Raw genomic sequence first — 23584 nt, 5'->3', positions numbered from 1 at the left:
TATTTCAATGGAATTCAACTTATTTTCCTGTGACCTGAAGGGTAAATAATTTGGCATAGTTAACAGTTAAAGACTTAAATTTTATTAGTTCTGTATTTGCCACCTCATTCCCATCCAAATCAATGAGTACGACATAGCCCTCATTATTTATAACAGTGAGACAGGTTTTGCCAAATATTTTTTTATCCTTAATGATGGAATTTGAGGAAAAGGCAATCATCCAGGGGTATTCATATCCTGTCCTGATCTGTTGATGACGCTCATCTATGATCACCAGATCAGGATACCCTCTTCCACTATCTGGTAATGCAAGACATAAGAGTTTTTTATCGAGGTATTTAGGATACCTTGTTGAAGATTTTCCAATGGTAGCAGGTTTCTGTCCGCCAATATGATAGAACTCTCCATAACAATGGCCTTCACGGTCTATTAATACATTGCATACGCCATAGTGACTATGATAAAAAGAGGAGGAGAAGCTGACAGGCTGATCTAATATTTTATAGGTAATGCCCAACCCTCTTTTTCCTGGTTCAAACCAGGTTCTTTCTCCATTTGGTCCGATGGTAGTATCAAAACTGACCAGGCGTTCCCCATCAGAATTGAATAGCCAGAAGAGTTCATGATCATAATCCAGTGTTTTGTCCGCTACTTTTTCTATAAACACGGAAAACAAATATTTTAATCCAAAAACTTTATGAACTGAAAAAGGTTCCTCTTGATAATTTGTGCTCAGGATTTCTTTGCATTCGTTCTTTTCTGTATCATAAATGCAGATCTGAGACAAGGAAAAGGGTGCCTTTTTATCAATTGCGATTTGTAGCAGCAGCTTTTCGGCACTTAAAGGCGCAGCATTTAAGATCAGTTCCTGTTCCAGTAATTGAACGGTCTTCCCATTTTTGTAACCGTAAATCATGGAGGTAACCGGCAAATGACGTTCCGAATATTTAATCTGGACCCAGTAATTTATTTTCCTGTTAAGCTCCAGGTCAGTTTTATCCCAGGATCTCCTGGAAAAATTGGTCCAATAGTAATCAGAAGAGCTTCTATCAGGTAGTTCATAGATGACATCGCCCTCCGTATTGACCATATACTCCTTTCCCTCGCCTTGAAGGGCGTGATATAAGTCTAAATTTTCGAGGTAAAACAAATCAAAATCAGGATATTTTTCTTTTACTCCCTTATTAAGTGCCATATTAAATTACATTTAACGCTTACAATTCCACTAATTGAATCCTCCAAGTTGCTGGGCAATGCTGAAAGTAAAGTTTTGTCTTCCTCCATTTTCAATTCCTGGAATCTTATCAAAAGGAATTGCATAATCAATTCCCAATAACCCAAATATTGGTAAAAATATCTTCGCACCAAAACCTGCGGAGCGTCTTACGTTAAAAGGATTATATTCTGAGAAGTTGTTCCAGGTATTTCCACCCTCTGCAAAAGCAACAAGGAAGGCCGTAGCAGATTGGCTCGCAATTACAGGGTATCTTAACTCCAGCATGTACTTGGTGAAGATCGGACTTCCTGACTTTTGTGCATTACTCACATTTGAACCATTAGGAATCACAGCACTGTTAGAATAACCACGCATAGCGATCAGCTCTGAGCCCTGAAGGAAATCAAATCCCTGCATACCATCACCACCCAGTTTGAAACGCTCGAAGGCCGGATCTCCAACTGCTTTGTTATACGATCCAAGGAAACCAAACTGTGCCTGTGCTTTCACTACAAACTTACCAGCTAATCTGTGGAACCATTGTGATTCAAATTTCCATTTGTGGTATTCTGTGAATTTATAAAACTGTTTATCTGAAGCAGTCGCATAGTTTAATTTATTCAGCAAAGAATATGGAGGTGTTGCCTGAATGGTAAATTTAAAGTAAGAACCGCTGGTTGGAAACACGGAATGATCTCTCGAATCCCTGCTCAATTCTTGTGCTAAACTGATATTATATGCAGTACCTGTTTTGAATTTATAACCTTCATAATTGTTCAGGATGTATTGCTGGAAACTCAAGGCATGGCTCAACTGGAAATAGTTGTCCGGGAAGTTTAACTTTCTACCCAAACTCACCGTTACCCCATTTAACCGGATTCTTTGTTGTAATCCCAGAGGATCATTTTCTTTCAATCCGTTTGATTGTAATGAAGTAAATGCACTCACCCCAAAACTGATTGGTTTTTTACCACCTAACCATGGCTCAGAGAAAGAGAAACTATAAGACTGGTAGTATTTACCGTTGGTCTGTCCACGTAAGCTCAGCTTTTGTCCGTCACCTTTTGGCAATGGTTTATAAGCATTTCCGTTAAACAGGTTCTTTAAAGAGAAGTTATTGAAAGTAAGACCTAAGGTACCGATGATGTTACCACCACCAAAACCTCCCGACAATTCAATCTGATCTGAAGGTCTTTCTTCTACAGCATACTCGATATCTACCGTTCCATCTGCCGGATTCGGCTTAGGCGTAGGTACCGTTTTAGACTCATCAAAGTTACCCGACATTCCGATCTCACGAACCGTACGGATCAACTGGTCCTTAGAGAATTTATCGCCTGGTTTTGTGCGTACATCTCGCAGCACCACCTTATCGTTGGTAATTGTATTCCCTTTTACCGTAATCTTGTTATTGGTATACTGAGGACCTTCATAGATGCGGATTTCCACATCAACTGTATCGCCATAGATTTTGGTCTGAACAGGATCCACATTGAAAGTTAAATAACCATCATTCAGGTACAAACTCGATACGTCATCGCTATTTGGGCTACCTCTTAATTTTCTCTCCAGCTTTTCTTCGCTGAAGACCTCTCCTTTTTCAAGGCCAAGAATACGCAACAAGTCTTTACCCCCATATTTGGCATTACCTGCAAAGGTTAGATTTCCGAAATAATATTTAGGACCTTCAAATAAGTCGATCTTGATCCCTACTGCTTTATCACTGTATTGATATACACTGTCTTTCAAAATTACCGCATCACGGTAACCTTTATCCTGCATTTTCGCAATCAGCGTTTTTTTATCTTCTTCGTATTTCTCTTTGTAGAATTTACCCGAACCAAAGATTTTATAGAAAGCCTGTTGTTTGGTCTTCTTTAAAAACTTACGCAGTTTAGCTGAGCTAAAATCCTTGTTGCCGGTAAAGTTAATTTCATGAACCTTCACCTTGCGGCCTTTCTCCACATTAACTTCCAAAATCACATGATTTTCCTGGTTGGGATCAACTTTGGTTTTGTAGGTTACCGCTGTAAAGAAATACCCTTTTTCCAGCAAATACTTTTTAATCGTACTGGTGGTGGTATTGTACAGGTTATCATTGATGATCGTCTTGGTAGACTTCGCATTCAGTTTTTCAAGAATATCCGTTTTCTGGGATTTACTCAGCCCCTGGAGATCAAAAGTACTCAATCGCGGACGTTCTGCAACTTCAATATCGAAGTACACAGAATCCCCCTCAATTTTAACAATATCCAATTGAACATCATCAAACAGGCCTTGTTCCCAAAGGATTTTAATGGCATTGGCTGTCGCCTCTCCGGGAAGCACAATACGCTCTCCTTTGATCAGTTTGGAAAGTGTGATGATCACATCTTTATCCAGAAACTTTGCTCCGGTAAGTGTGACATCAGCGATGGTATACTCTTTGGGATTAAAATAATCCAGATCCAGGCCATTAACTTTTAAGGTTGGAGTTGCAGGATTGGACTGGGGACGGATCTGTGCTATTGCCGGTGAACAAATCAATAGCAAGGCTAGAAGCTGATATATATTTTTCATTTACGTTCTTAAAATCGACCGCAAACTACATACAGCATATGTTAAATTATTTTAAATAATGTTAAAAAACACTAAAAAACGTTAAAGGATGTTAAGAATGAAAATCAGCTGATTTTATATCGTATATACAGAAAATCATTAGTTTTTGTTCAGAAAACACGCAGGATTATTTTCGCTAAAGTAAACAAAACGATCTGGCACAGTACCCTAAAATGTAAAAGGCTCCTTAAGGAGCCTTTTACATTTTATCGAGAATGGTTAAAGAATTATACCGGTAGTCTGGTTAACTCGATATCATCAGGAGTTACAAAGATCAGAGGCACCTTTTCTACATCCACATAACTGGAATCCAGACCAAAACTTCTTTCTTCAGATAAACTGAAACGTTTCAGAATAAAATAGTAATCCATTACACTACGTTCATAAAAGCTCAGTTTCGAGAATTTAGACAAGTGTTTTTCTAAAAGTACAAACCTGAAATCGCCTGCAATCTTATGTTTATTGAGTGAGGTATATTGACTGGTAATGTCTACTTCTCCATTTTTCACCAGGTCTTCAATTACTTTTCTATACAATAAGTTCACACTCTGCTCTACGCGGAATCCCAGCTTAAAGTCAATCCGGATCAGCTTTCCAGGAATCAGGAATTCCACCTTATATTCTCTTGTATAAGGTTCGTCTACTACATCTACGTGAACCAACCAGTACACATCCGCCCGCTTAGGTTCTTTTTGAATAATAGAGTAAATGATTTTGGACTCTATCTCTGTTTTAAAGTTCGCACTGGTCAGATAAACCAGTTGAGATGAGTATTTAGGAACAGATTCGTCCACACTTAGCTCAGAAATAATCTGGTAGTAATCCTCAATCTCCACATATTTAACAAATCTGTTTTTGATTTTTCTGGCCACATACCAGCTCCACATCACTGTAAACAACGCGGAACCGATCAGTACCGTCATCCATCCACCATGGAAGAATTTGGCAAGGTTACCAATAAGGAAGGTAGACTCAATGACTCCGTAAATGGCCACAAAGATCACAATCACATATAATGGCACTTTTTTACGCTTCATATAAGCTGCAACCAATATGGTGGTGGACAGGAAGGTCAGGTTGATGGCCAGTCCATAAGCCCCCTCCATCGCTCCGGATTTTTTAAAGATCAATACAATGGCCACACAACCGATCCAAAGCAACCAGTTGATCGAAGGCACATAAATTTGTCCTTTTTGATTACTTGGATAATTGATCCTCACCTTAGGCCAGAGGTTTAACCTCACCGCCTCAGAGATCAAAGTAAATGAACCGGTAATCATCGCCTGACTGGCAATAACGGCCGCCAATGTAGCCAGCGCAACCATAAACAGCAAATAAGCCGGAGGCACGATTTCAAAGAATGGGTTTAACTCCACCTCATAATGAGGCCTGTGCAATACCCAAACTCCCTGACCAAGGTAATTTAAGATCAACATGGCCTTTACAAAGACCCAGCTCACCCTGATGTTATTTTTTCCGCAATGCCCCATGTCCGAATACAAAGCTTCGGCCCCGGTAGTACATAAAAAAACACCACCCAAAATGAGTAATGCTGCAGGGTTGTTCACCAATAAGACCACGGCGTAATAAGGATTTAATGCTTTTAAAATGCTGAAATCCTGAACTACAAATAGAATTCCCAAGAGCCCTAGCGCACTAAACCATAAAAACATCACCGGCCCGAAGAGCTTCCCGACCAGGTTAGTTCCAAATTGCTGGATAATAAATAAAATAGAAATAATGATGATGACAATAGGAATGACGGGTACATCTGGGAATTTTAACTGTAATCCCTCAATGGCCGTCGTTACTGTAATACTGGGAGTAATGATCCCATCGGCGAGCATTGCACATCCTCCTATGACAGCAGGAATGACGAGCCACTTGGCATTCTTTCGCACGAGAGAATACAGAGAGAAAATTCCTCCCTCCCCCTTATTGTCAGCTTTAAGTGTAACAACTACGTATTTAATGGTAGTTTGTAAAGTCAGTGTCCAGATGATACAGGAAATTGCTCCGAGTACCAATTCCGGAGTAACGGCCTGTCCGGCACCCTTTACAGCTGTAAAAATCGCTTTTAAAGTATAGAGTGGTGAAGTTCCGATATCACCATAAACAATCCCTAAACTAATGAGTAACCCTCCGGCACTGAGCGCATTTAAATTTTTTTGATTTGACACTTTCTTCTGATTATGCGGTAAAATTACAGTAAATAAACAAATTTACAATCCCATAAAATTCCAGGGGCTATCCTTTTTTCTATAAAATGCCAAATGTAAGGAACGACGTAAGTTGTTAAATATTGTTAAATATTGAAATAGTAAACAAAATCATTGATTTTTTTGTTTTATTATTTATATTTTTGGCATTATCCAAACATGAATAGAAAACTACGAATAGCGCTGCTCTTAAACATTTTATGCATCATATGCATGAGTGTCTTCTGTAGCCTTAGTGTTTTCGCTCAGAAATCGGATAGTACCATCTCCAATGTAAGGGCAAAAAAGATTTACAAAACCCCACAGATTAAAGCCAACGTTCCTACTTATAAGCCAAGATCTACTTTTGGATACATTCCTTACAATGATGTAACCAGCACCAAGACTGCTTCAAATATCAAACAGGACAAAATACTTACGGTATCAAAAGTATATCCGAACCCGGTAAGTGATCAGATCAACCTTATTCTGAGATTAGATCGCGAATCAAACCTTTCTGTTAAAATAATGGACCTTCTGGGCAACGAAGTAGTCACCCTCTCCAATGAGCGCATCCCCTCCGGCGAACAGACAAAAAGTTATACCATTCCTAACCGCTTAAACAGTGGTATTTATTTCTTAAAGATCTCTTCCGGATCAGAAACTATTGTAAAACGGATATCCGTTCTATAATTCCACCTATTCTTTAGTATTTTTGGCCCTAAGTAAAATCTATGATTTTATCTTGTTAGCTATATAATTAATAAACACATACCTGAAGATGAAGATAATTGCCATTGGCCGCAACTATGTCGCACATGCCAAAGAATTAAACAATCCCGTTCCGGGAACTCCTGTTATATTTCTTAAACCGGATACCGCAGCACTAAAAGACAATAAACCTTTTTATATCCCTGATTTTTCATCAGACATCCATTATGAACTGGAAGTGGTCCTGAAAATCTGTAAAGAAGGAAAACACATCTCAGAGAAATTTGCGCCAAATTATTATGAAGAACTTGGCCTTGGTATAGATTTTACAGCCAGAGACATTCAGGCCATCCATAAAGAAAAAGGATTGCCATGGGAATTGGCCAAAGCATTCGACCATAGTGCTGCCTTCAGCAGCTTTATTCCAAAAACAGAAATCGAAGACCTCTATAACCTTCCTTTTGAGCTTAAGATCAATGGCGAATCCAGACAAAATGGAAATACAAAAAATATGATCTTCTCTTTTGAACACATCATCTCTTTTGTTTCCAAATACATCACGCTAAAAAAAGGAGATCTTATTTTCACCGGCACTCCTGAAGGCGTGGGTCAGGTTCATCAGGGGGATAAACTGGAAGCCTGGATGGAAGGAAGGCAATTACTTAATTTCGACATAAAATAATTTCAATGATTAAAGCAAAACTCCTACTTCTTTCGTTGGTATTTTTGACCGGCATTACTCAGGCACAACAAATTTTCAGCAATAATAAATATCCATTGGTTGATTTCAGATCTCCGTTGGACATCGTTCCCCCGGCATTGGCGGGTTCTTTTGGTGAGCTCCGGCCAAACCATTTCCACTCCGGAATGGATTACCGTACCAATCAACGCGAAGGGTATCCGGTATATGCGATAGCAGATGGCTACATCTCGCGCCTAAGGGTGCAGAACAGCGGCTTTGGTCTTGCACTATACATCAATCATCCGAATGGTTACACTTCAGTATATGGCCACTTGCAACGCTTTAACCCTAAAATTGCACAGCAGGTAAAAAGCATACAATACCAGAAAAAATCTTATGAGATAGATGAGTTTCCAAATTCCATACAGATTCCTGTAAGAAAAGGAGATGTGATTGCCTATACCGGAAACACGGGCAGTTCCGGAGGACCACATCTACACTTCGAAGTAAGAGATACCAAGACAGAGGCGACCATTAACCCTCAACTGTTTGGCTTCGATATTCCCGACAATATCCCTCCGGTAATCTATTCCATGTATGTGTACCGCCTGAATAAAAAAACCTTTAACGAATTTACACCTAAGCAATATTTTCAGGTGACCGGTGGGGCTGGTAATCACAAATTAAATAAAGTAAATACCATCAACCTAAGTGGAGAAGTGGGCTTTGGGATTGTTGCTACAGACAAACACAATGGTGCTTCAGGAACAAACGGCGTTTATTCCATAGAATTAGAACTGGACGGAAAAACAGTATTCACTTCCTCTTTGGAGAAGTTTAAATTTGAAAATAGCAAGGCCATTAACTCCCATATCGACTATCCAACTTTTATCAATACGAGAAAAAGCATCCAGAAAAGCTTTGTTGATCCGGGAAATCCTTTAACGATTTACAGCAATCTGGTCAATAATGGAAGAATTGATTTTTCTGATGGAAAACTCCACCAGCTGAAATATATCATTACCGATTCAAAAGGCAACAAGAGTATCCTTCCTTTTAACGTCCAGGCAGATGATAAATCTACGATCAGTACACCTGAACTCACACCAGGAACACTTTATTCCTATGCCAACCAGAATGAGTTTAACAATGGAGAGGTAAAAGTGATTTTCCCTAAAGGAACACTATATAACGACCTCAACTTCCATTATAAAACCTTACCAAAACCTGCTGGCAACGCCTACTCTGCTATTCATCAGATTCAGAATAGCCTCACTCCACTTCATACAGGTTTTGAAATATGGATTAAAGCAGACAGCAGCCTGAGTAAATACAAAGAGAAGGCCGTGATTGTAAATACAGGAAGGTCTTCTCAGGGTGGATATTTTGAAAATGGTTATGTGAAAGCAAAACCACGGAATTTCGGGGCCTTCTTCATCGCGATAGATACCCTTCCTCCTACACTTACCCCAATCAATATCAGTGAGGGTAAGAATATGGCTGGCATCACCAAAATGTCCTTCAAATTAAGAGATAACTTATCCGGTATAAAAAGCTTTAACGGTTTTATCGACGGCAAGTGGATCCTGATGGAGTTTGACACCAAATCTGCCAGTCTATGGCATACTTTTGATGACAGAACAGCTCCGGGAAAACATACGCTGGAGGTAATTGTTACTGATATGAAAGACAACAACAGGAACTATTCAATCACATTTTATAAATAGTATTATGAGTGAATTAAAAGAAGGTCAGGCAGCTCCTGACTTTACCGCAGCAGATCAGGATGGAAATACAGTTTCCTTAAACCAGTTTAAAGGAAAAAAGGTAGTTCTTTATTTCTACCCGAAAGATGATACCCCGGGATGTACTGCAGAGGCATGCGACTTCAGAGATAACTACCAGGGATTAATTGCACAGGGAATTGTGGTCCTGGGTGTGAGTGTCGATGATGAAAAGTCCCATCAGAAATTCGCAACCAAACACAGTCTTCCATTTACCCTCATTGCAGATACCGATAAAAAAATTGTGGAAGCGTATGGCGTATGGGGAGAAAAAAACATGTATGGCAAAAAATACATGGGAACAAACAGAAAAACATTCCTGATTGATGAAGAAGGAAAGATCTCACATATCATCAATAAAGTGGATACCAAAAATTCAACGGCACAGGTCCTTGAGTTACTGAAATAAGACAGGACGGCATACGACAAAAACAGAACGACGGAAGTTTATTCAGCCGTCGTTCTGTTTTTTATCAGCCTCCGGCAGTACTCCCGACCAGCATTTCTATCTTTTGATACAATTCTGCCGAATCAAAAGGTTTGGAAATGTAGTCGTTCATACCAATGTCGGCGCATTTTTCAAGCTCTCCTTTTATGGTATGTGCAGTCATCGCTACGATAGGAATATCTCCCTTGTCCCCAGCCATCTTTCTGATGATCCGCGTAGTCTCATAGCCGTCCAGCTCCGGCATTTGAAGATCCATTAAGATAATGTCAAAATCTCCATTTTTATATTCTTCCAGAGCAATCCGCCCATTTTCAGCAACAGTAGTATCATAACCTCTCTTTTCCAGCAACTTGATAACTAGAAGCTGGTTAATGGGGTTATCTTCCACAACGAGGATCCGGACACCTTTACCCGTTTCGGTAACAGTGTCTGGCAATTTTGACCGTAAGTCCATGGTTTCAAAACTGATCTGATCATTTACTGTTCTAAAGGGTAACCTGAAATAGAATTCAGAACCGACTCCAACAACACTATCCAGGAAAACTTCCCCATTTTGGAGTTCTACCAATCGTTTCACAATACTTAGTCCGAGTCCCGTACCTGCATACCTCCTTGAGGTATCATTTGTAACCTGTTCAAAAAAATCAAATACTTTTTGATGCTTATCTGCAGGAATCCCTATTCCAGTATCCTTTACACGAAATTCGATCGTTACCCTATCTTCCAGTGCTTCAACCAGTGCTAAAGAAATCTTAATGTCTCCTTTTTCAGTAAACTTGATCGCATTAGAAGTAAGGTTTAAAAGAACCTGGCCTAAACGGACAGCATCCCCGGAAAGAACCAATGGAATAGATTCAGGAATAACATAGTCAAAATTAAGTCCTTTGAGCTTTGCTGCAGGCTCCATAAGCCGGTAGATGGAACGCACGGTATCTTCAAGAGCAAATGGCTGGTCAACAAAGTTGATATCTCCCGATTCTAACCTGGAAAAGTCAAGAATATCATTCAGAATGGCCATGAGCTGATCGGCCGATTTAATGATCATTTGAAGGGATTCTCTATGCTCTTCATCAATCAGAGATTCTTCCATGAACTTTGCGAATCCCAGAATGCCATTCATAGGCGTTCGGATCTCATGACTGATGTTCACCAAAAATATCTGTTTTGCCTTTTCTGAAGCTTCTCTTTTTGCCCGCTCCCTGATGATCTTCTCCTCTGCAAGCTGTAAAGAAAGGCTTTGTTGCTCCAGCAGCCCGGCGATTTCTTCTTCAGCAACAGTTTGTCTCAAAGGAGAACTGTCAAAAGCACTTTTAATACATTTTAATAAGGCAAAGCCCAATATTAAAATTAAAACGCAGCTAAATAATGCTACACCAATCCTGAAACTGCTCTTATCAAAAAAGAACAGGGCACCATAACCAATGATCACAACAAGACCCATAAGTGATATCAAAAGATATAACCTTCCTGAAATGGAAATATTATTCAGCCGCTTTCTTAAGGTGGAAATGAGCATATAAAAACATTAAAGCGTGAGAGCTCCCTATCTGGTGATTATAAAAATACTGTTTTACACCCGACTTTGTTTTGATAATGCCCGTTCATTTTGTTCAGTATTAAAGAGATACCGTAGCTTTAGCAATAATGAACAAAAACAAAAAAAGGGGGAAGCTGACTGGCTTCCCCCTTTATAAATATGATTTAAATATTAAGCTTTAGACCGGATCTTATGCCCGTAAGCGGCAAAGAACCAGATGTATAAATAACAAGGCAATACACTGACAAAAAATGCCAGTTGGAAATGCATGTGTGCATAATCTTTCAGGTAACCATAGATCAATGGCCAGATCGCCCCACCAGCGATACCCATAATCATAATTGCAGAACCCGTTTTTGTAAATCTCCCAAGGTCTTTAATGCCCAAAGGAAAAATAGCTGGCCACATTAATGAATTTGCCAGCCCCAATAAACCCACAAATACCACGGAAGTATAACCTGTGGTTAAATAAGCTGCAGTGATAAAAGCCACACCCAAAATAGCACAGATCTTTAGGGCAGCCTGTTGAGTGATGTATTTGGGAATCACAATGATACCAACCACATAACCCACCAACATACTGGCCAGGGTAAGGGTGGTGAAATATTTACTGATATCAGCACTAATTCCCAACGACTTTCCATAAACACCAATGATATCACCAGCCATTACCTCAGCTGCTACATAAACAAAGATACAGAAGGCACCAAGGAACAAATGTGGAAACTGGAAAATTGAAGTTTTAGTTACACGAACCTCATTGTCTGCCAATACTTCCTCCTTATCCACATCTACTTCCGGAAGGTTCGAATATTTTATGAATAGGGCAAAAGCAGAAAAAACAACCGCCAATACGATATAAGGAGTATGTACACGCCCCAATACTTCCTGTAACAAAGCTTCACGTTCCATCACACTTGTAGCGACATCGTTGATTTTTGTTTCAATGGCAGAAGCATTTTTAAGGAAAATTGTTCCCATGATGATCGGTACAATCAGACCGGCAAACTTATTACAAAGTCCCATGATACTGATTCGCTTTGCAGCACTTTCTATCGGGCCAATGATACTGATGTATGGGTTAGAGGCGGTCTGCAATAAAGATAAAGCCGCACCTTGGATGAAAATACCGGTTAGAAACAAACCAAAACTCCTGCTGTTCGCTGCCGGAATAAAGATCAGGGAACCAAACGCCAGAATAAGCAGGCCGATAATGATCCCGTTCTTAAAACCAAGCTTCCTTAAAATCCAGGAAGAAGGAAGCGCAAGAAAGAAATAAGCAATATAAGACGCAAATGTTACCAGAAAAGCCTCGAAATCGGTCTTAAGACCACAAGCTAATTTAAGAAAGGGTATTAAGGTACTATTGGCCCAGGTTACAAAGCCAAAAATGAAGAACAAAGCCCCAATGGTTACAATGGGAGAGATTACTGATTTTTGTGTTTGGTTTGTCATGATTTGGTTTAAGTATTTTTAGTTTTCAATTGTGCGGTGTTTGGTTAGGTTTTTTATGAAAATGGAAGATAAAAGTTCCTAAAAATATAGAATTCTACGGAATATCATAGTTATATTACAAAAAGCGCAGCAAAATAATCAAATATCACCCGCGTTTTAGCATTATACCAAACTTTACCTTAACATGTTATGCCCAAAGTATTTTTAATTACATTTGTCATATTAATCAATAACCCCAATTAATGAAACATACAATCAATGAATTAGAAGATATCGCCTCTCAAGTAAGAAGAGATATTGTTAGAATGGTGCACGGTTGCCAGTCAGGCCACCCGGGAGGATCATTAGGATGTGCAGATTTCATGACTGCATTGTATTTTGATGTCATGAACTACTCTACTGATTTTAAAATGGACGGAATAGGAGAAGATTTATTTTTCCTTTCTAACGGACACATTTCACCGGTTTTCTATAGTGTACTTGCCAGAGCGGGTTACTTTGAAGTGAGCGAATTGGCTACCTTCAGAAAATTGAATTCAAGATTACAGGGCCACCCAACTACTCATGAACATCTTCCGGGAATCAGAATTGCTTCAGGATCTTTGGGTCAGGGCATGTCGGTAGCAATTGGGGCTGCACAAGCGAAAAAACTAAATAAAGATAAATCCATTATATATTCTTTACATGGAGATGGTGAGTTACAGGAAGGTCAGAATTGGGAAGCCATCATGTACGCACCATTTAATAAAGTAGACAACCTGATTTCTACCATTGATTATAATGGTCAGCAGATTGATGGTCCTACAGAAAAAGTACTTTCACTGGAAAGTCTGCAAGCTAAATTTGAAGCTTTCGGATGGCATGTAATTACCTCTAATGGTAATGATATGGACGATATCGTTAAAGCTTTGCATTATGCTAAATCTTTAACAGGTAAAGGCAAACCAATTTTAAACTTAATGAGTACAATCATGGGTAATGGTGTTGATTTCATGATGGGATCTCACAAATGGCATGGGGTTGCTCCAAATGACGAGCAGCTTGCAACAGCCTTAGCACAATTAAACTCTACCCTAAAAGACTACTAAGACCATGAAAAAGTACACATATACTGAAAAAAAAGATACCCGTTCCGGTTTTGGAGCAGGATTACTTGAAGCCGGAAAAAAGAACCCCGAAGTGGTAGCACTTTGTGCCGACTTAGTGGGATCTTTGAAAATGGATGCCTTTATTAAAGAATTTCCAGAACGCTTTTTCCAGATCGGCATCGCCGAAGCAAATATGATCGGCATCGCTGCAGGTCTGACCATCGGAGGAAAAATTCCTTTCACAGGAACTTTCGCCAACTTCTCTACAGGAAGGGTTTATGACCAGATCAGACAATCTGTTGCCTATTCTAATAAAAACGTAAAGATCTGTGCATCTCATGCCGGATTAACACTGGGCGAAGATGGGGCAACTCACCAGATCCTGGAAGATATAGGTTTGATGAAAATGCTTCCGGGCATGACGGTAATCAATACTTGTGATTATAACCAGACTAAAGCAGCAACAATTGCCATCGCAGAATTTGAAGGCCCGGTATACTTACGTTTCGGACGCCCGGTAATTCCTGTATTTACTGATCCTGATCAGAAGTTTGAAATTGGTAAAGCATGGATGGTGAACGAAGGTACTGATGTAACGATCGTTGCAACCGGACACATGGTATGGAAAGCAATTGAAGCCGGAGAGAAATTAGCGGAAATGGGCATTGATGCAGAAATCATCAATATTCACACGATTAAACCTCTTGACGAAGAAGCGATCCTGAAATCAATCAAAAAAACCGGATGTGTTGTCACTGCTGAAGAACACAATAAATTTGGTGGTCTTGGAGAAAGTGTAGCAAGGTTACTTTCTACTGAACTTCCTTCACCACAGGAATTTGTTGCGGTAAATGACAGTTTCGGCGAAAGTGGAACACCTGATCAGTTGATGACCAAATATGGTTTAGATACCATCAATATCATCGAAGCGGTTCAGAAAGTAATGAAAAGAGCAAACAAATAAGAACCTCCAAAGGTTCAGCTATCTGTCCGTAATGCCTCACAGATAAAAGACAATAAATGAAGCAGGTTGAAGATTCAGAAATCTTAGAGAAATTTTCTAACGAAAATACCCGGCATGAAGCCTTTAACCTGCTTCTTCATAAATACCAGCAAAAGATCTATTGGCATATCCGCCGCTTAGTCATTGATCATGATGACAGTGATGATCTGGTTCAGGAAACCTTTGTTAAAGTCTGGAAAAACCTGGATAAGTTCCGCAGCGACTCCAAACTGTACACCTGGGTCTACCGCATTGCCACCAATGAATCCATTACTTTTCTGAATAAAAAGAAACAGCGGAACAATACCCCGCTTGATGAAGTTTCAGATGAACTCGCGGAGACGCTGGTTGCCTCCTCGTATTTTAACGGAGACAAAATCCAGATGAAACTACAGCAAGCCTTACTGACCTTACCTGAAAAACAACGTCTGATCTTTAACATGAAATATTTTGACGATCTTAAATATGAAGAAATTTCGGAGATCACCGGAACGAGCGTAGGTGCGCTTAAAGCCTCTTTTCATATCGCAGTAAAGAAAGTTGAGGTTTTTATGCTAAATGATGACATTACCTTTTAAACCTTTTGCCCCGAAATACATCAATACATTAGTAATGGAAAAAGATTTAGAAAATAGCGATTGGATGAACGAAGCCCCCTACCTGGCCGGGCTTGGTGCAAAATCACCTTTTGCTCTTCCTGAAGGGTATTTCGAACAACTTCCTGAGCAGATTCACCAGGCGATATACCTGGATAAACTGAAGGCAGGTCTTCCCGAAAGTGGCTTTAACACTCCGGAAGGTTATTTCGAAGGGTTGGCTACTGGAATTCAGGCTAAACTTGCCATAGAAAAACTAAAAGAACAGGTTCCAAATGAAGGATATACTGTTCCGGCAGACTACTTTAATCAGCTCCAATCTAAAATTTCTGACAGAATAACTCAGGAAAACACCGGAAGGAGAGAAACTAAAATTGTCCGTCTATGGCATTCTAAATTATTAAAATATGCTTCTGCGGCTTGTTTTATTTTAATTACAGCTGCCGGTATTTATTTTTATCCTGGTACTCCTGCACAACAAGCTTTATCTGCCGATATGGCAAATGAACAGCTGCTTTATGATATCGACGAAAGTACCATTATTGAACACATTGAATCCAACAGTCTGAAAAGGGAAAACCCGGCTGTAGCAGATGCCGATTTAGAAAATTACATTCTCAGCAATTATAGCCAGAATGATATAGCCTCAGATTTATAATTATTACTAAAATGAAACACAGAGTCATTGTCGCATTTCTTTTCCTTTTACCTTTCTTTGCATCTGCACAGAGAGGTGGACAAAGATCTCCGGAAATCGAAGCGTTTAAGATCAGTTATCTAACCGAAAAAATGGACCTTTCTGAAGATGAAGCCAAAATATTCTGGCCGATTTATAATGAATTCCAGAAAGAACAAATGGCTTTAAATAAAGAAAGAAGTCAAAACATGATCAGTTTCAGAAAAATCCCTGAAATAGACAACCTTTCCGACACAGAAGTACAAACTCTGATTGTCAATGAGCTGAATTTTAAGCAAAGAAACCTGGCTATCGAAAAGAAATATTATTACAAACTGAAATCCAATCTACCCATCAAAGTAATCGGTAAATACTACCGTGCACAGGAAACTTTCAAAAGAGAACTACTTTCCAGATACAAAAAAGGAGGACCTGAGCGAAATTAATTTGTATTTTTGTGCATGCTTACACAACGACAATTATTTCTTCAACATAACGCCCAAACCACACTAGAGCCCCTTCTTTTAGAATTCACCAAAGCCAGCGGCATGTATCTATATGATACTACTGGAAAAAAGCATCTTGATTTAATTGCCGGTATTGGCGTAAGCAATATTGGTCACTGTCACCCGGCCGTAGTCAATGCAGTTAAAGAACAGGTGGAAACCTATATGCACATTATGGTATATGGGGAATTTGTTCAAAGTCCACAGGTCAACTTTGCCAAAGCACTGGCTGATGTCCTCCCGGATCACCTCAACTGTACTTATTTTGTAAATTCCGGAGCCGAAGCCGTAGAAGGTGCAATGAAGCTTGCCAAAAGATATACCGGCAGATCAGAAATCATTGCCTGCCATCGCTCCTACCATGGAAGTACGCAGGGCGCCCTCAGCTTAATGGGGAATGAAGAATTCAAACAAGCCTACAGGCCACTCCTTCCTGACATCAGTTTCATCAATTACGATCATTTACCTGACCTTGATAAAATCACCGACAAGACCGCAGCAGTATTCTTAGAAACGGTTCAGGGTGAAGCCGGAATCAGAATTGCGGATAAAGCCTATTTTGAAGCCCTTAGAAGCAAGTGTACCGCAACAGGCACCTTATTGGTCCTTGACGAGATTCAATGCGGTTTTGGACGTACAGGAAAGCTTTTCGGTTTTGAACATTACGGAATTACTCCTGATATTCTGCTATTGGCCAAAGGAATTGGTGGCGGAATGCCGATCGGTGCATTTATCAGCTCCACAGCAATCATGAGGAGCCTGGCAACAAACCCGATCCTGGGTCACCTGACCACTTTTGGTGGCCATCCGGTAAGCTGTGCTGCAGGACTGGCAACACTCCAAACCATACTGAATGAAAACATCGTTGACGGAGTAGAAGAAAAAGGAGAACTATTCAAAAAATTACTGGTTCACCCAGCCATTAAGGAAGTACGTGGAAAAGGCCTGATGATGGCCATAGAATTTGAAAACTTTGAGATCAATAAGAAAATCATTGATGCCTGCATTGCAGATGGTGTAATCAGCGACTGGTTTCTTCATTGCAGCAATTCCATGCGTGTCGCGCCACCATTGATCATTACAGAAGAAGAGATTCATGATGCCTGTGAGGTGATTCTGAGAAATGTGGAAGCCATCGCAGGGAAATAAATTAACTCATTTTCTGCCTCTTAATCAGATAAGCTTGTAAAACAGGATGAAAGCCGGCAGCAATGTCGGCATCAATCATATCAATTTTATACTGACTGCATTTCAGTTCAATGGCCTTTCTGTAACTGCTCATCCGGGATAAATATTCCTCCTTGACATTTGAGGCATGCGCCTTGATTACTGCCCCGGTTTCCATATCCACGAACTCATACGGGCGGTTTTCAAATTGAAAATCTACTTCCCGGGATTTGTCCGTGACATTGAAAATGATCACCTCATGTTTATTAAATTTCAGATGCTGCAGAGCAGAAAATAAGGCTTCTACATGATCTTCACCATGGAAGGTATTCAACATGTCGCTAAAGATCACCACCAGAGAACGTTTATGGATGAGCTCCGCAATCTGATGTAAGGCCTGTGCAACATTGGTTTTCACATTCATCTGCGCTGAAGCCAGCAATTCTTCCAAATGGTTAAACAGGTATTTCTGATGTGTCGTGGTGGACTTAGCTGGTGTATTCAGCAACAAATGATCTGTAAACAAACTCAATCCGAAAGCATCCCTTTGTCTTTTGAGCAGGTAAATCAAAGCAGCAACTGCCTGCACAGAAAAATTCAGTTTATTATATTCCCCGGAAGGGAAATACATAGATGAAGAAACATCAACAATAAACTGGCACCTTAGATTGGTTTCTTCTTCATATCGCTTGCTAAACAATTTGTCTGTCCGCGCAAAAAGCTTCCAATCGATGTTCTTCACACTATCCCCTACATTGTATAAGCGATGCTCCGCAAACTCCACTGAAAAGCCATGAAAAGGACTTTTATGAAGACCGGTAATAAAACCTTCTACAACCTGTCTGGCCAGTAATTCCAGATTGCCATTGAAATGGAGTGCTTGTTCATCGATCGGTGACTGCATAGCGTAAATATAAAAAAAGCGTTCATAAACTATGAACGCTTTTTGAATCCGTATATGTGGAGTTGATTATAATAATTGCTTATCTAATTTCTGTGCCAATACTGATTTTGGTACTGCACCAACTTGTTTGTCTACTACTTCTCCGTTTTTGAAGAATAATAAAGCCGGAATGTTGCGGATACCGAATTGAGTCGAAATCTGAGGGTTGTTGTCCACATTCACTTTACCTACGATCGCTTTTCCATCGTATTCTTTTGAAATCTCGTCTACTACTGGTCCCACCATGCGACATGGACCACACCATTCTGCCCAAAAATCAACCAAAACGGGTTTATCTGATTTTAATACAACTTCCTCGAAGTTTGCATCTGTAATTTCCAAAGCCATAATTCTTTATTTTTATATAATTTGTTTTTCTATTCTTACTTGCCTGAATACTTAGCCATTGCCTTCATACACAAACGAGTGTACAAAGATATAATCAATTGTAATGCCATCACCCTGACAATGCCAAAATGACATTAGTTCAACTTAGGATTAACGTTTAAGGCAGTTAATTGTTCTAAGAAGTTATTGTTGGGATTAATCTTCAATGATTTCGAGGGCAATTTAACATTTACATTTTGTTCCCGGTCATAAACATCAAATAATAACTGACAATTCTGGTGGTCTGTATTTGCTTTGTTCTCTTCCAGGATCGCATGGATCTTACTCATGAAATCATCTGTAATCTTTTCAATAGGCACCTGAATGGTCACACTCTTCGCCAGTTTATCCCTCAGTTCAGACAGCAGATTGATTGAAGTGATCTTAAACTCCCAATCGCCCTCTTTTCTGAAACGCTCGCCTACCCTGCCCCTGATCTGAAGAAAATATCCATCAGTAAGGAACTGCTTAAACTTGATGAAATCATCACCAAACAAGGCAAGCTCACAGGTATCGTCATAATCTTCGAAAACAATCGTTCCAAAAGGCTTTCCGGTTTTAGTCATCCTTTGTGCCGCAATAACCACCAGTCCACCCACTACGAGTTCCCTGTTCTTGATGGTTTCAAATTCAGCGAGGACCTCTTCATTCGAATCTCCGGTTCTGATCTTATTTACCAGCGACAAGTGTTTCACCTTGTGCTGACAGAATTCTTTCAGTTCCAGCTTATAATTATCCAGTGGGTGACCACTCAAAAAGATTCCAATCGCGTCCTTCTCATATTTCAGACGGTCAATCAAGCTCCATTCCGGCGCAACCGGCAAGCTTGGCTCATAAATCATATCCGCTACAGAACCACCAAACAAGGAGGACTGTGCTGAGGATTCATTGTTTTGGAAATCATTTGCAAACTTGATCATCTTCTCGATGCCATTCATCTTATCGTTAATTCCGACAAAGAAATATTGCGCCCTATGGTAACCGAACCCATCAAAAGCCCCGCTATAGACAAAACTTTCGTATGCTTTCTTATTTACGGTACGTGTATTTGAGCGTTTGGCAAAGTCATACACGCTCTTATACTGCCCGTTTTCATTTCGCTCTATAATGATACTTTCAACCGCTTTATCTCCCACTCCTTTGATCCCGGACAGACCAAAACGTACCTGTCCGCTAATGTTTACGGAGAACTTTGTACCCGACTCATTCACGTCCGGACCAAGTACTGAAACCCCCATTTGCTTACATTCTTCCATAAAGAAGGCCACCTGTTTGATGTCACTCATGTTGTTGGAAAGTACCGCTGCCATATATTCCGCAGGGTAATGCGCTTTTAAATAGGCCGTCTGATAGGCAATCCAGGCATAACAGGTAGAGTGGGACTTGTTAAAGGCATAGGATGCAAATGCTTCCCAATCCTTCCAGATTTTCTCCAGAACAGTAGCATCATGTCCTTTCTCTGCAGCCTGAGCCACAAATTTAGGTTTCATCTTATCCAGTACATCCTTTTGCTTTTTTCCCATCGCCTTACGCAATACGTCGGCCTCACCTTTTGTAAATCCGGCAAGTTTCTGGGACAAAAGCATCACCTGCTCCTGATATACGGTAATTCCGTAGGTTTCTTTTAAATATTCTTCACAGGCATCAAGGTCATACTTGATCTCTTCCTCTCCATTCTTTCTACGCACAAAGCTGGGAATATATTCCAATGGCCCCGGACGGTACAAAGCGTTCATGGCAATCAAATCCCCGAATACGGTAGGTTTTAATTCCTTCATGTACTTCTGCATCCCGTTCGACTCGTACTGGAAAATCCCGATCGTTTCCCCACGTTGAAAGAGCTCATAAGTCTTTGCATCATCAATGGGGAAATTGTCCGGATCAAGGTCTATGTTGTGCCTGAACTTCACCAGTTTCACGGTATCCTTAATCAGGGTTAATGTTTTTAACCCCAAAAAGTCCATTTTCAATAAACCGGCACTCTCTACCACGGAGTTGTCAAACTGCGTTACATAAAGATCAGAATCTTTAGCGGTAGCAACCGGTACGAAATTGGTAATGTCACTTGGTGTAATGATTACCCCACAGGCATGGATACCTGTATTTCTCAGGGAACCTTCCAGAATCTGAGCCTGCTCCAGCGTTTTGGCTCCAAGGTCATTGGCCCCCGCCAAAGCTTTTAATTCCAGTACCTTTTCATATTCATCCGCACGAAGCGCCCCTTTCAGGCTCTTCTCATCCAGACTGAAGATCTTGGCCAGCTTCATATTCGGAATCAGCTTGGCAATCTTCTCCGCCTCATATAAAGGCAAATCAAGTACCCTTGCTGTATCTTTTACAGACGACTTTGCCGCCATCGTACCATAGGTGATGATCTGTGCCACCTGATTGGCTCCGTATTTATTAATTACGTAGTCCATTACCCTTCCACGACCCTCATCATCAAAATCGATGTCGATATCGGGCATGGAAACCCTATCCGGATTCAGGAAACGCTCAAATAGCAAATCATATTTGATCGGATCGATATTGGTAATTCCAAGACAGTAAGCTACCGCAGATCCTGCAGCAGAGCCCCTTCCCGGTCCTACGGAAACATCCAGATTTCTGGCCTCCGCTATAAAATCCTGAACGATCAAAAAGTATCCGGGATATCCGGTCTTTTCAATGGTCTGTAACTCAAAATCTAAACGTTCTGTGATCGCTTCAGTGATTTCACCATAACGCTTTTTCGCCCCTACATAAGTCAGGTGGCGTAAATATTTGTTCTCCCCTCTTTTACCACCATCCTCTTCATCTTCCTTCACCAGGAATTCTTCAGAAATGTCGAATTTAGGTAAGAGTACCTCGCGGGCGAGTTTATAGATCTCAATCTTGTCTACAATCTCCTGAATGTTGAAGATCGCTTCCGGGACATCTGCAAACAGGTCTTTCATCTCCTCAGGAGTTTTGAAATAATACTCCTGATTTGGCAAACCAAAGCGATACCCACGACCTCTTCCAATCGGTGTAGCTTGTTTCTCTCCTTCTTTTACACACAATAAAATATCATGTGCATTTGCATCTTTCTTATTGATGTAATAGGTGTTATTCGTTGCAATAACCTTCACATCATGCTTTTTCGCCAGCGCAATCAGGGAAATGTTAACGATATCCTCATCCTCCTGGCTATGGCGCATCAGCTCAATATAAAAATCATCACCGAATAGCGATTTCCACCATAACAATGCTTCCTCAGCCTGTTTCTCACCCAGGTTTAACAATTTACTGGAGATCTCTCCATATAAATTTCCCGAAAGGACAATGATATCGTCCTTATATTGCTCTATAACCGCCTTATCAATCCTGGGGATATAGTAAAATCCCTTGGTATAGGCAATCGAAGACATCTTTGCCAGGTTGTGATACCCTGTCTTATTCTTAGCCAATAAAACAACCTGATAACCATCATCTTTTCTTTTCTTATCCTCGTGGTTCTCACAAACAAAGAATTCGCAGCCTACAATAGGCTTGATGATCTGCTCATCCGGTGTCTCTCCTTTTTCTACCGCTGCCTGATTCCTGGCTTCGACTCCTTTATTGTGATTCAGTACCTGAGCCACAAAATGAAAAGCCCCCATCATGTTGGCATGATCCGTCATAGCTACCGCAGGCATTTTATAGGCAGCCGTCGCTTTAATCAGGGATGGAATATTGATGGTGGATTGCAGAACAGAGAACTGTGTATGGTTGTGTAAGTGAACATAGTTAGCAGAAGCCAGCTCCTGCTTGTTCTCTTCCAGTGTTTTTTTGGAAACTTTAGGCCCTTCCGCTTTCTGCAGACGTTTTCTGATCTCATCAGAAGCCGCTTTTAAGTTCAGGTGGTTTAATCCAACACGCTCGATAACTCCCGGATTGCGCTCTTTATAGGTACGCAGGTATTCCACATCAGCTTGTAACTGATCTAAGGTAAATACATCCAGTTTGATCAACTGAAGGAAACAGCGGGTAGTAGCTTCCACATCGGCAGTCGCATTGTGAGCTTCTGCAAATGGAACTCCGAAAAGATATTGGTGTAATTCTGTTAACGTAGGCAATTTGAATTTACCACCACGTCCGCCAGGTAAACGTAAAAGCTCAGCCGTGACTTCTGTACAGGTATCCAGAACAGGCATCTGGCTCATCGGGCTTTCTACACCCAAACGATGAAACTCACAGCCCATAATATTCACATCGAAACCGATATTCTGGCCGACAATAAATTTAGATCTTGCTAAAGCCGCATTAAATTTCTCTAAAACTTCAGATAAAGGGATTCCCTGCTCCTGGGCAAGTTCCGTAGAAATCCCATGGATACGCTCCGCATCATAAGGGATATTGAAACCATCAGGACTGACTAAATAATCCTGATGCTCGACCAGATTTCCAAACTCATCATGTAACTGCCATGCAATCTGAATACATCTCGGCCAATTATCCGTGTCGGTAATAGGCGCATTCCAATTGCGTGGCAACCCCGTCGTTTCGGTATCAAAAATCAAATACATAGCTAGGTAATTAGAAAATCGTCTTTTTTAGAAATCAATATGATTGATCAAAAATACGGAATT

Annotated in this window: 18 protein-coding genes; 10 read left to right on the top strand and 8 right to left on the bottom strand. The window is 40.4% G+C overall.

The window, feature by feature from the left end; translation table 11 throughout:
* Window positions 1–19: 19 nt before the first annotated feature.
* The 3 genes from BUC20_RS18630 to BUC20_RS18620 all read right to left on the bottom strand — a co-directional run bounded on the left by BUC20_RS18630 (window position 20) and on the right by BUC20_RS18620 (window position 5994).
* On the bottom strand, window positions 20–1195 hold the full coding sequence (locus tag BUC20_RS18630) for a hypothetical protein (RefSeq protein ID WP_073232532.1): 1176 nt from the start codon (window positions 1193–1195) through the stop codon (window positions 20–22).
* Between the two features lie 30 nt (window positions 1196–1225).
* Complete coding sequence (gene bamA, locus BUC20_RS18625) at window positions 1226–3775, bottom strand: outer membrane protein assembly factor BamA (protein ID WP_073232531.1); 2550 nt, start codon at window positions 3773–3775, stop codon at window positions 1226–1228.
* A 266-nt stretch (window positions 3776–4041) separates the two neighbouring features.
* Window positions 4042–5994 (bottom strand): KUP/HAK/KT family potassium transporter, encoded by a 1953-nt coding sequence (locus tag BUC20_RS18620; RefSeq protein WP_073232530.1) that lies wholly within the window; start codon window positions 5992–5994, stop codon window positions 4042–4044.
* Window positions 5995–6192: 198 nt separating this feature from the next.
* Here BUC20_RS18620 and BUC20_RS18615 point away from each other — a divergent pair, with 198 nt between their 5' ends.
* The 4 genes from BUC20_RS18615 (at window position 6193) to bcp (ending at window position 9598) form a co-directional block, all read left to right on the top strand.
* A complete protein-coding gene (locus tag BUC20_RS18615; RefSeq protein WP_234994550.1) occupies window positions 6193–6705 on the top strand; it encodes a T9SS type A sorting domain-containing protein in 513 nt (170 codons plus the stop codon).
* A gap of 88 nt (window positions 6706–6793) precedes the next feature.
* The gene (locus tag BUC20_RS18610; protein WP_073232528.1) at window positions 6794–7405 is read left to right on the top strand and encodes a fumarylacetoacetate hydrolase family protein; all 612 of its coding nucleotides are present in this window, start codon (window positions 6794–6796) and stop codon (window positions 7403–7405) included.
* 5 nt (window positions 7406–7410) lie between these two features.
* The gene (locus BUC20_RS18605; RefSeq protein WP_084529027.1) at window positions 7411–9132 is read left to right on the top strand and encodes a M23 family metallopeptidase; all 1722 of its coding nucleotides are present in this window, start codon (window positions 7411–7413) and stop codon (window positions 9130–9132) included.
* Between the two features lie 4 nt (window positions 9133–9136).
* On the top strand, window positions 9137–9598 hold the full coding sequence (gene bcp, locus BUC20_RS18600; protein ID WP_073232527.1) for a thioredoxin-dependent thiol peroxidase: 462 nt from the start codon (window positions 9137–9139) through the stop codon (window positions 9596–9598).
* Between the two features lie 64 nt (window positions 9599–9662).
* Here bcp and BUC20_RS18595 read toward each other — a convergent pair whose 3' ends face one another.
* Window positions 9663–11153 (bottom strand): response regulator, encoded by a 1491-nt coding sequence (locus BUC20_RS18595; protein WP_073232526.1) that lies wholly within the window; start codon window positions 11151–11153, stop codon window positions 9663–9665.
* Window positions 11154–11345: 192 nt separating this feature from the next.
* Window positions 11346–12629 (bottom strand): sugar MFS transporter, encoded by a 1284-nt coding sequence (locus BUC20_RS18590; RefSeq protein ID WP_073232525.1) that lies wholly within the window; start codon window positions 12627–12629, stop codon window positions 11346–11348.
* A 242-nt stretch (window positions 12630–12871) separates the two neighbouring features.
* On the opposite strand from BUC20_RS18590, the gene BUC20_RS18585 reads away from it, so the two are divergent.
* Genes BUC20_RS18585 through BUC20_RS18560 form a run of 6 tightly spaced genes read left to right on the top strand, consistent with a single transcriptional unit; the run spans window position 12872 to window position 17647 of the window.
* Window positions 12872–13717: a transketolase gene (locus tag BUC20_RS18585; RefSeq protein ID WP_073232524.1), complete on the top strand. Its 846-nt coding sequence runs from the start codon at window positions 12872–12874 to the stop codon at window positions 13715–13717.
* Window positions 13718–13721: 4 nt separating this feature from the next.
* Window positions 13722–14681, top strand: a complete 960-nt coding sequence (locus BUC20_RS18580) for a transketolase family protein (protein WP_073232523.1) — start codon at window positions 13722–13724, stop codon at window positions 14679–14681.
* A gap of 56 nt (window positions 14682–14737) precedes the next feature.
* The gene (locus BUC20_RS18575; RefSeq protein ID WP_073232522.1) at window positions 14738–15298 is read left to right on the top strand and encodes an RNA polymerase sigma factor; all 561 of its coding nucleotides are present in this window, start codon (window positions 14738–14740) and stop codon (window positions 15296–15298) included.
* Window positions 15299–15332: 34 nt separating this feature from the next.
* The gene (locus BUC20_RS18570) at window positions 15333–15974 is read left to right on the top strand and encodes a hypothetical protein (RefSeq protein WP_143166842.1); all 642 of its coding nucleotides are present in this window, start codon (window positions 15333–15335) and stop codon (window positions 15972–15974) included.
* An 11-nt stretch (window positions 15975–15985) separates the two neighbouring features.
* The gene (locus BUC20_RS18565) at window positions 15986–16438 is read left to right on the top strand and encodes a hypothetical protein (RefSeq protein ID WP_073232520.1); all 453 of its coding nucleotides are present in this window, start codon (window positions 15986–15988) and stop codon (window positions 16436–16438) included.
* A gap of 15 nt (window positions 16439–16453) precedes the next feature.
* A complete protein-coding gene (locus tag BUC20_RS18560; protein ID WP_073232519.1) occupies window positions 16454–17647 on the top strand; it encodes an aspartate aminotransferase family protein in 1194 nt (397 codons plus the stop codon).
* Between the two features lies 1 nt (window position 17648).
* On the opposite strand, the gene BUC20_RS18555 is transcribed toward BUC20_RS18560, so the two are convergent.
* The 3 genes from BUC20_RS18555 to dnaE form a co-directional block, all read right to left on the bottom strand.
* Complete coding sequence (locus tag BUC20_RS18555) at window positions 17649–18569, bottom strand: DUF58 domain-containing protein (RefSeq protein ID WP_073232518.1); 921 nt, start codon at window positions 18567–18569, stop codon at window positions 17649–17651.
* 66 nt (window positions 18570–18635) lie between these two features.
* Window positions 18636–18956 carry a thioredoxin gene (gene trxA, locus BUC20_RS18550; protein ID WP_073232517.1) on the bottom strand — a complete coding sequence of 107 codons (321 nt, stop codon included), beginning with the start codon at window positions 18954–18956 and terminating at the stop codon, window positions 18636–18638.
* 134 nt (window positions 18957–19090) lie between these two features.
* Complete coding sequence (gene dnaE, locus BUC20_RS18545) at window positions 19091–23521, bottom strand: DNA polymerase III subunit alpha (RefSeq protein WP_073232516.1); 4431 nt, start codon at window positions 23519–23521, stop codon at window positions 19091–19093.
* Window positions 23522–23584: the final 63 nt, after the last annotated feature.

Origin of the sequence: Pedobacter caeni (genome assembly GCF_900129215.1) — a bacterium.
GTDB classification, from domain to species: domain Bacteria; phylum Bacteroidota; class Bacteroidia; order Sphingobacteriales; family Sphingobacteriaceae; genus Pedobacter; species Pedobacter caeni.
The sequence above is the reverse complement of the archived record's forward strand: the minus strand, read 5'-3'. Positions and strand labels throughout refer to the sequence as shown.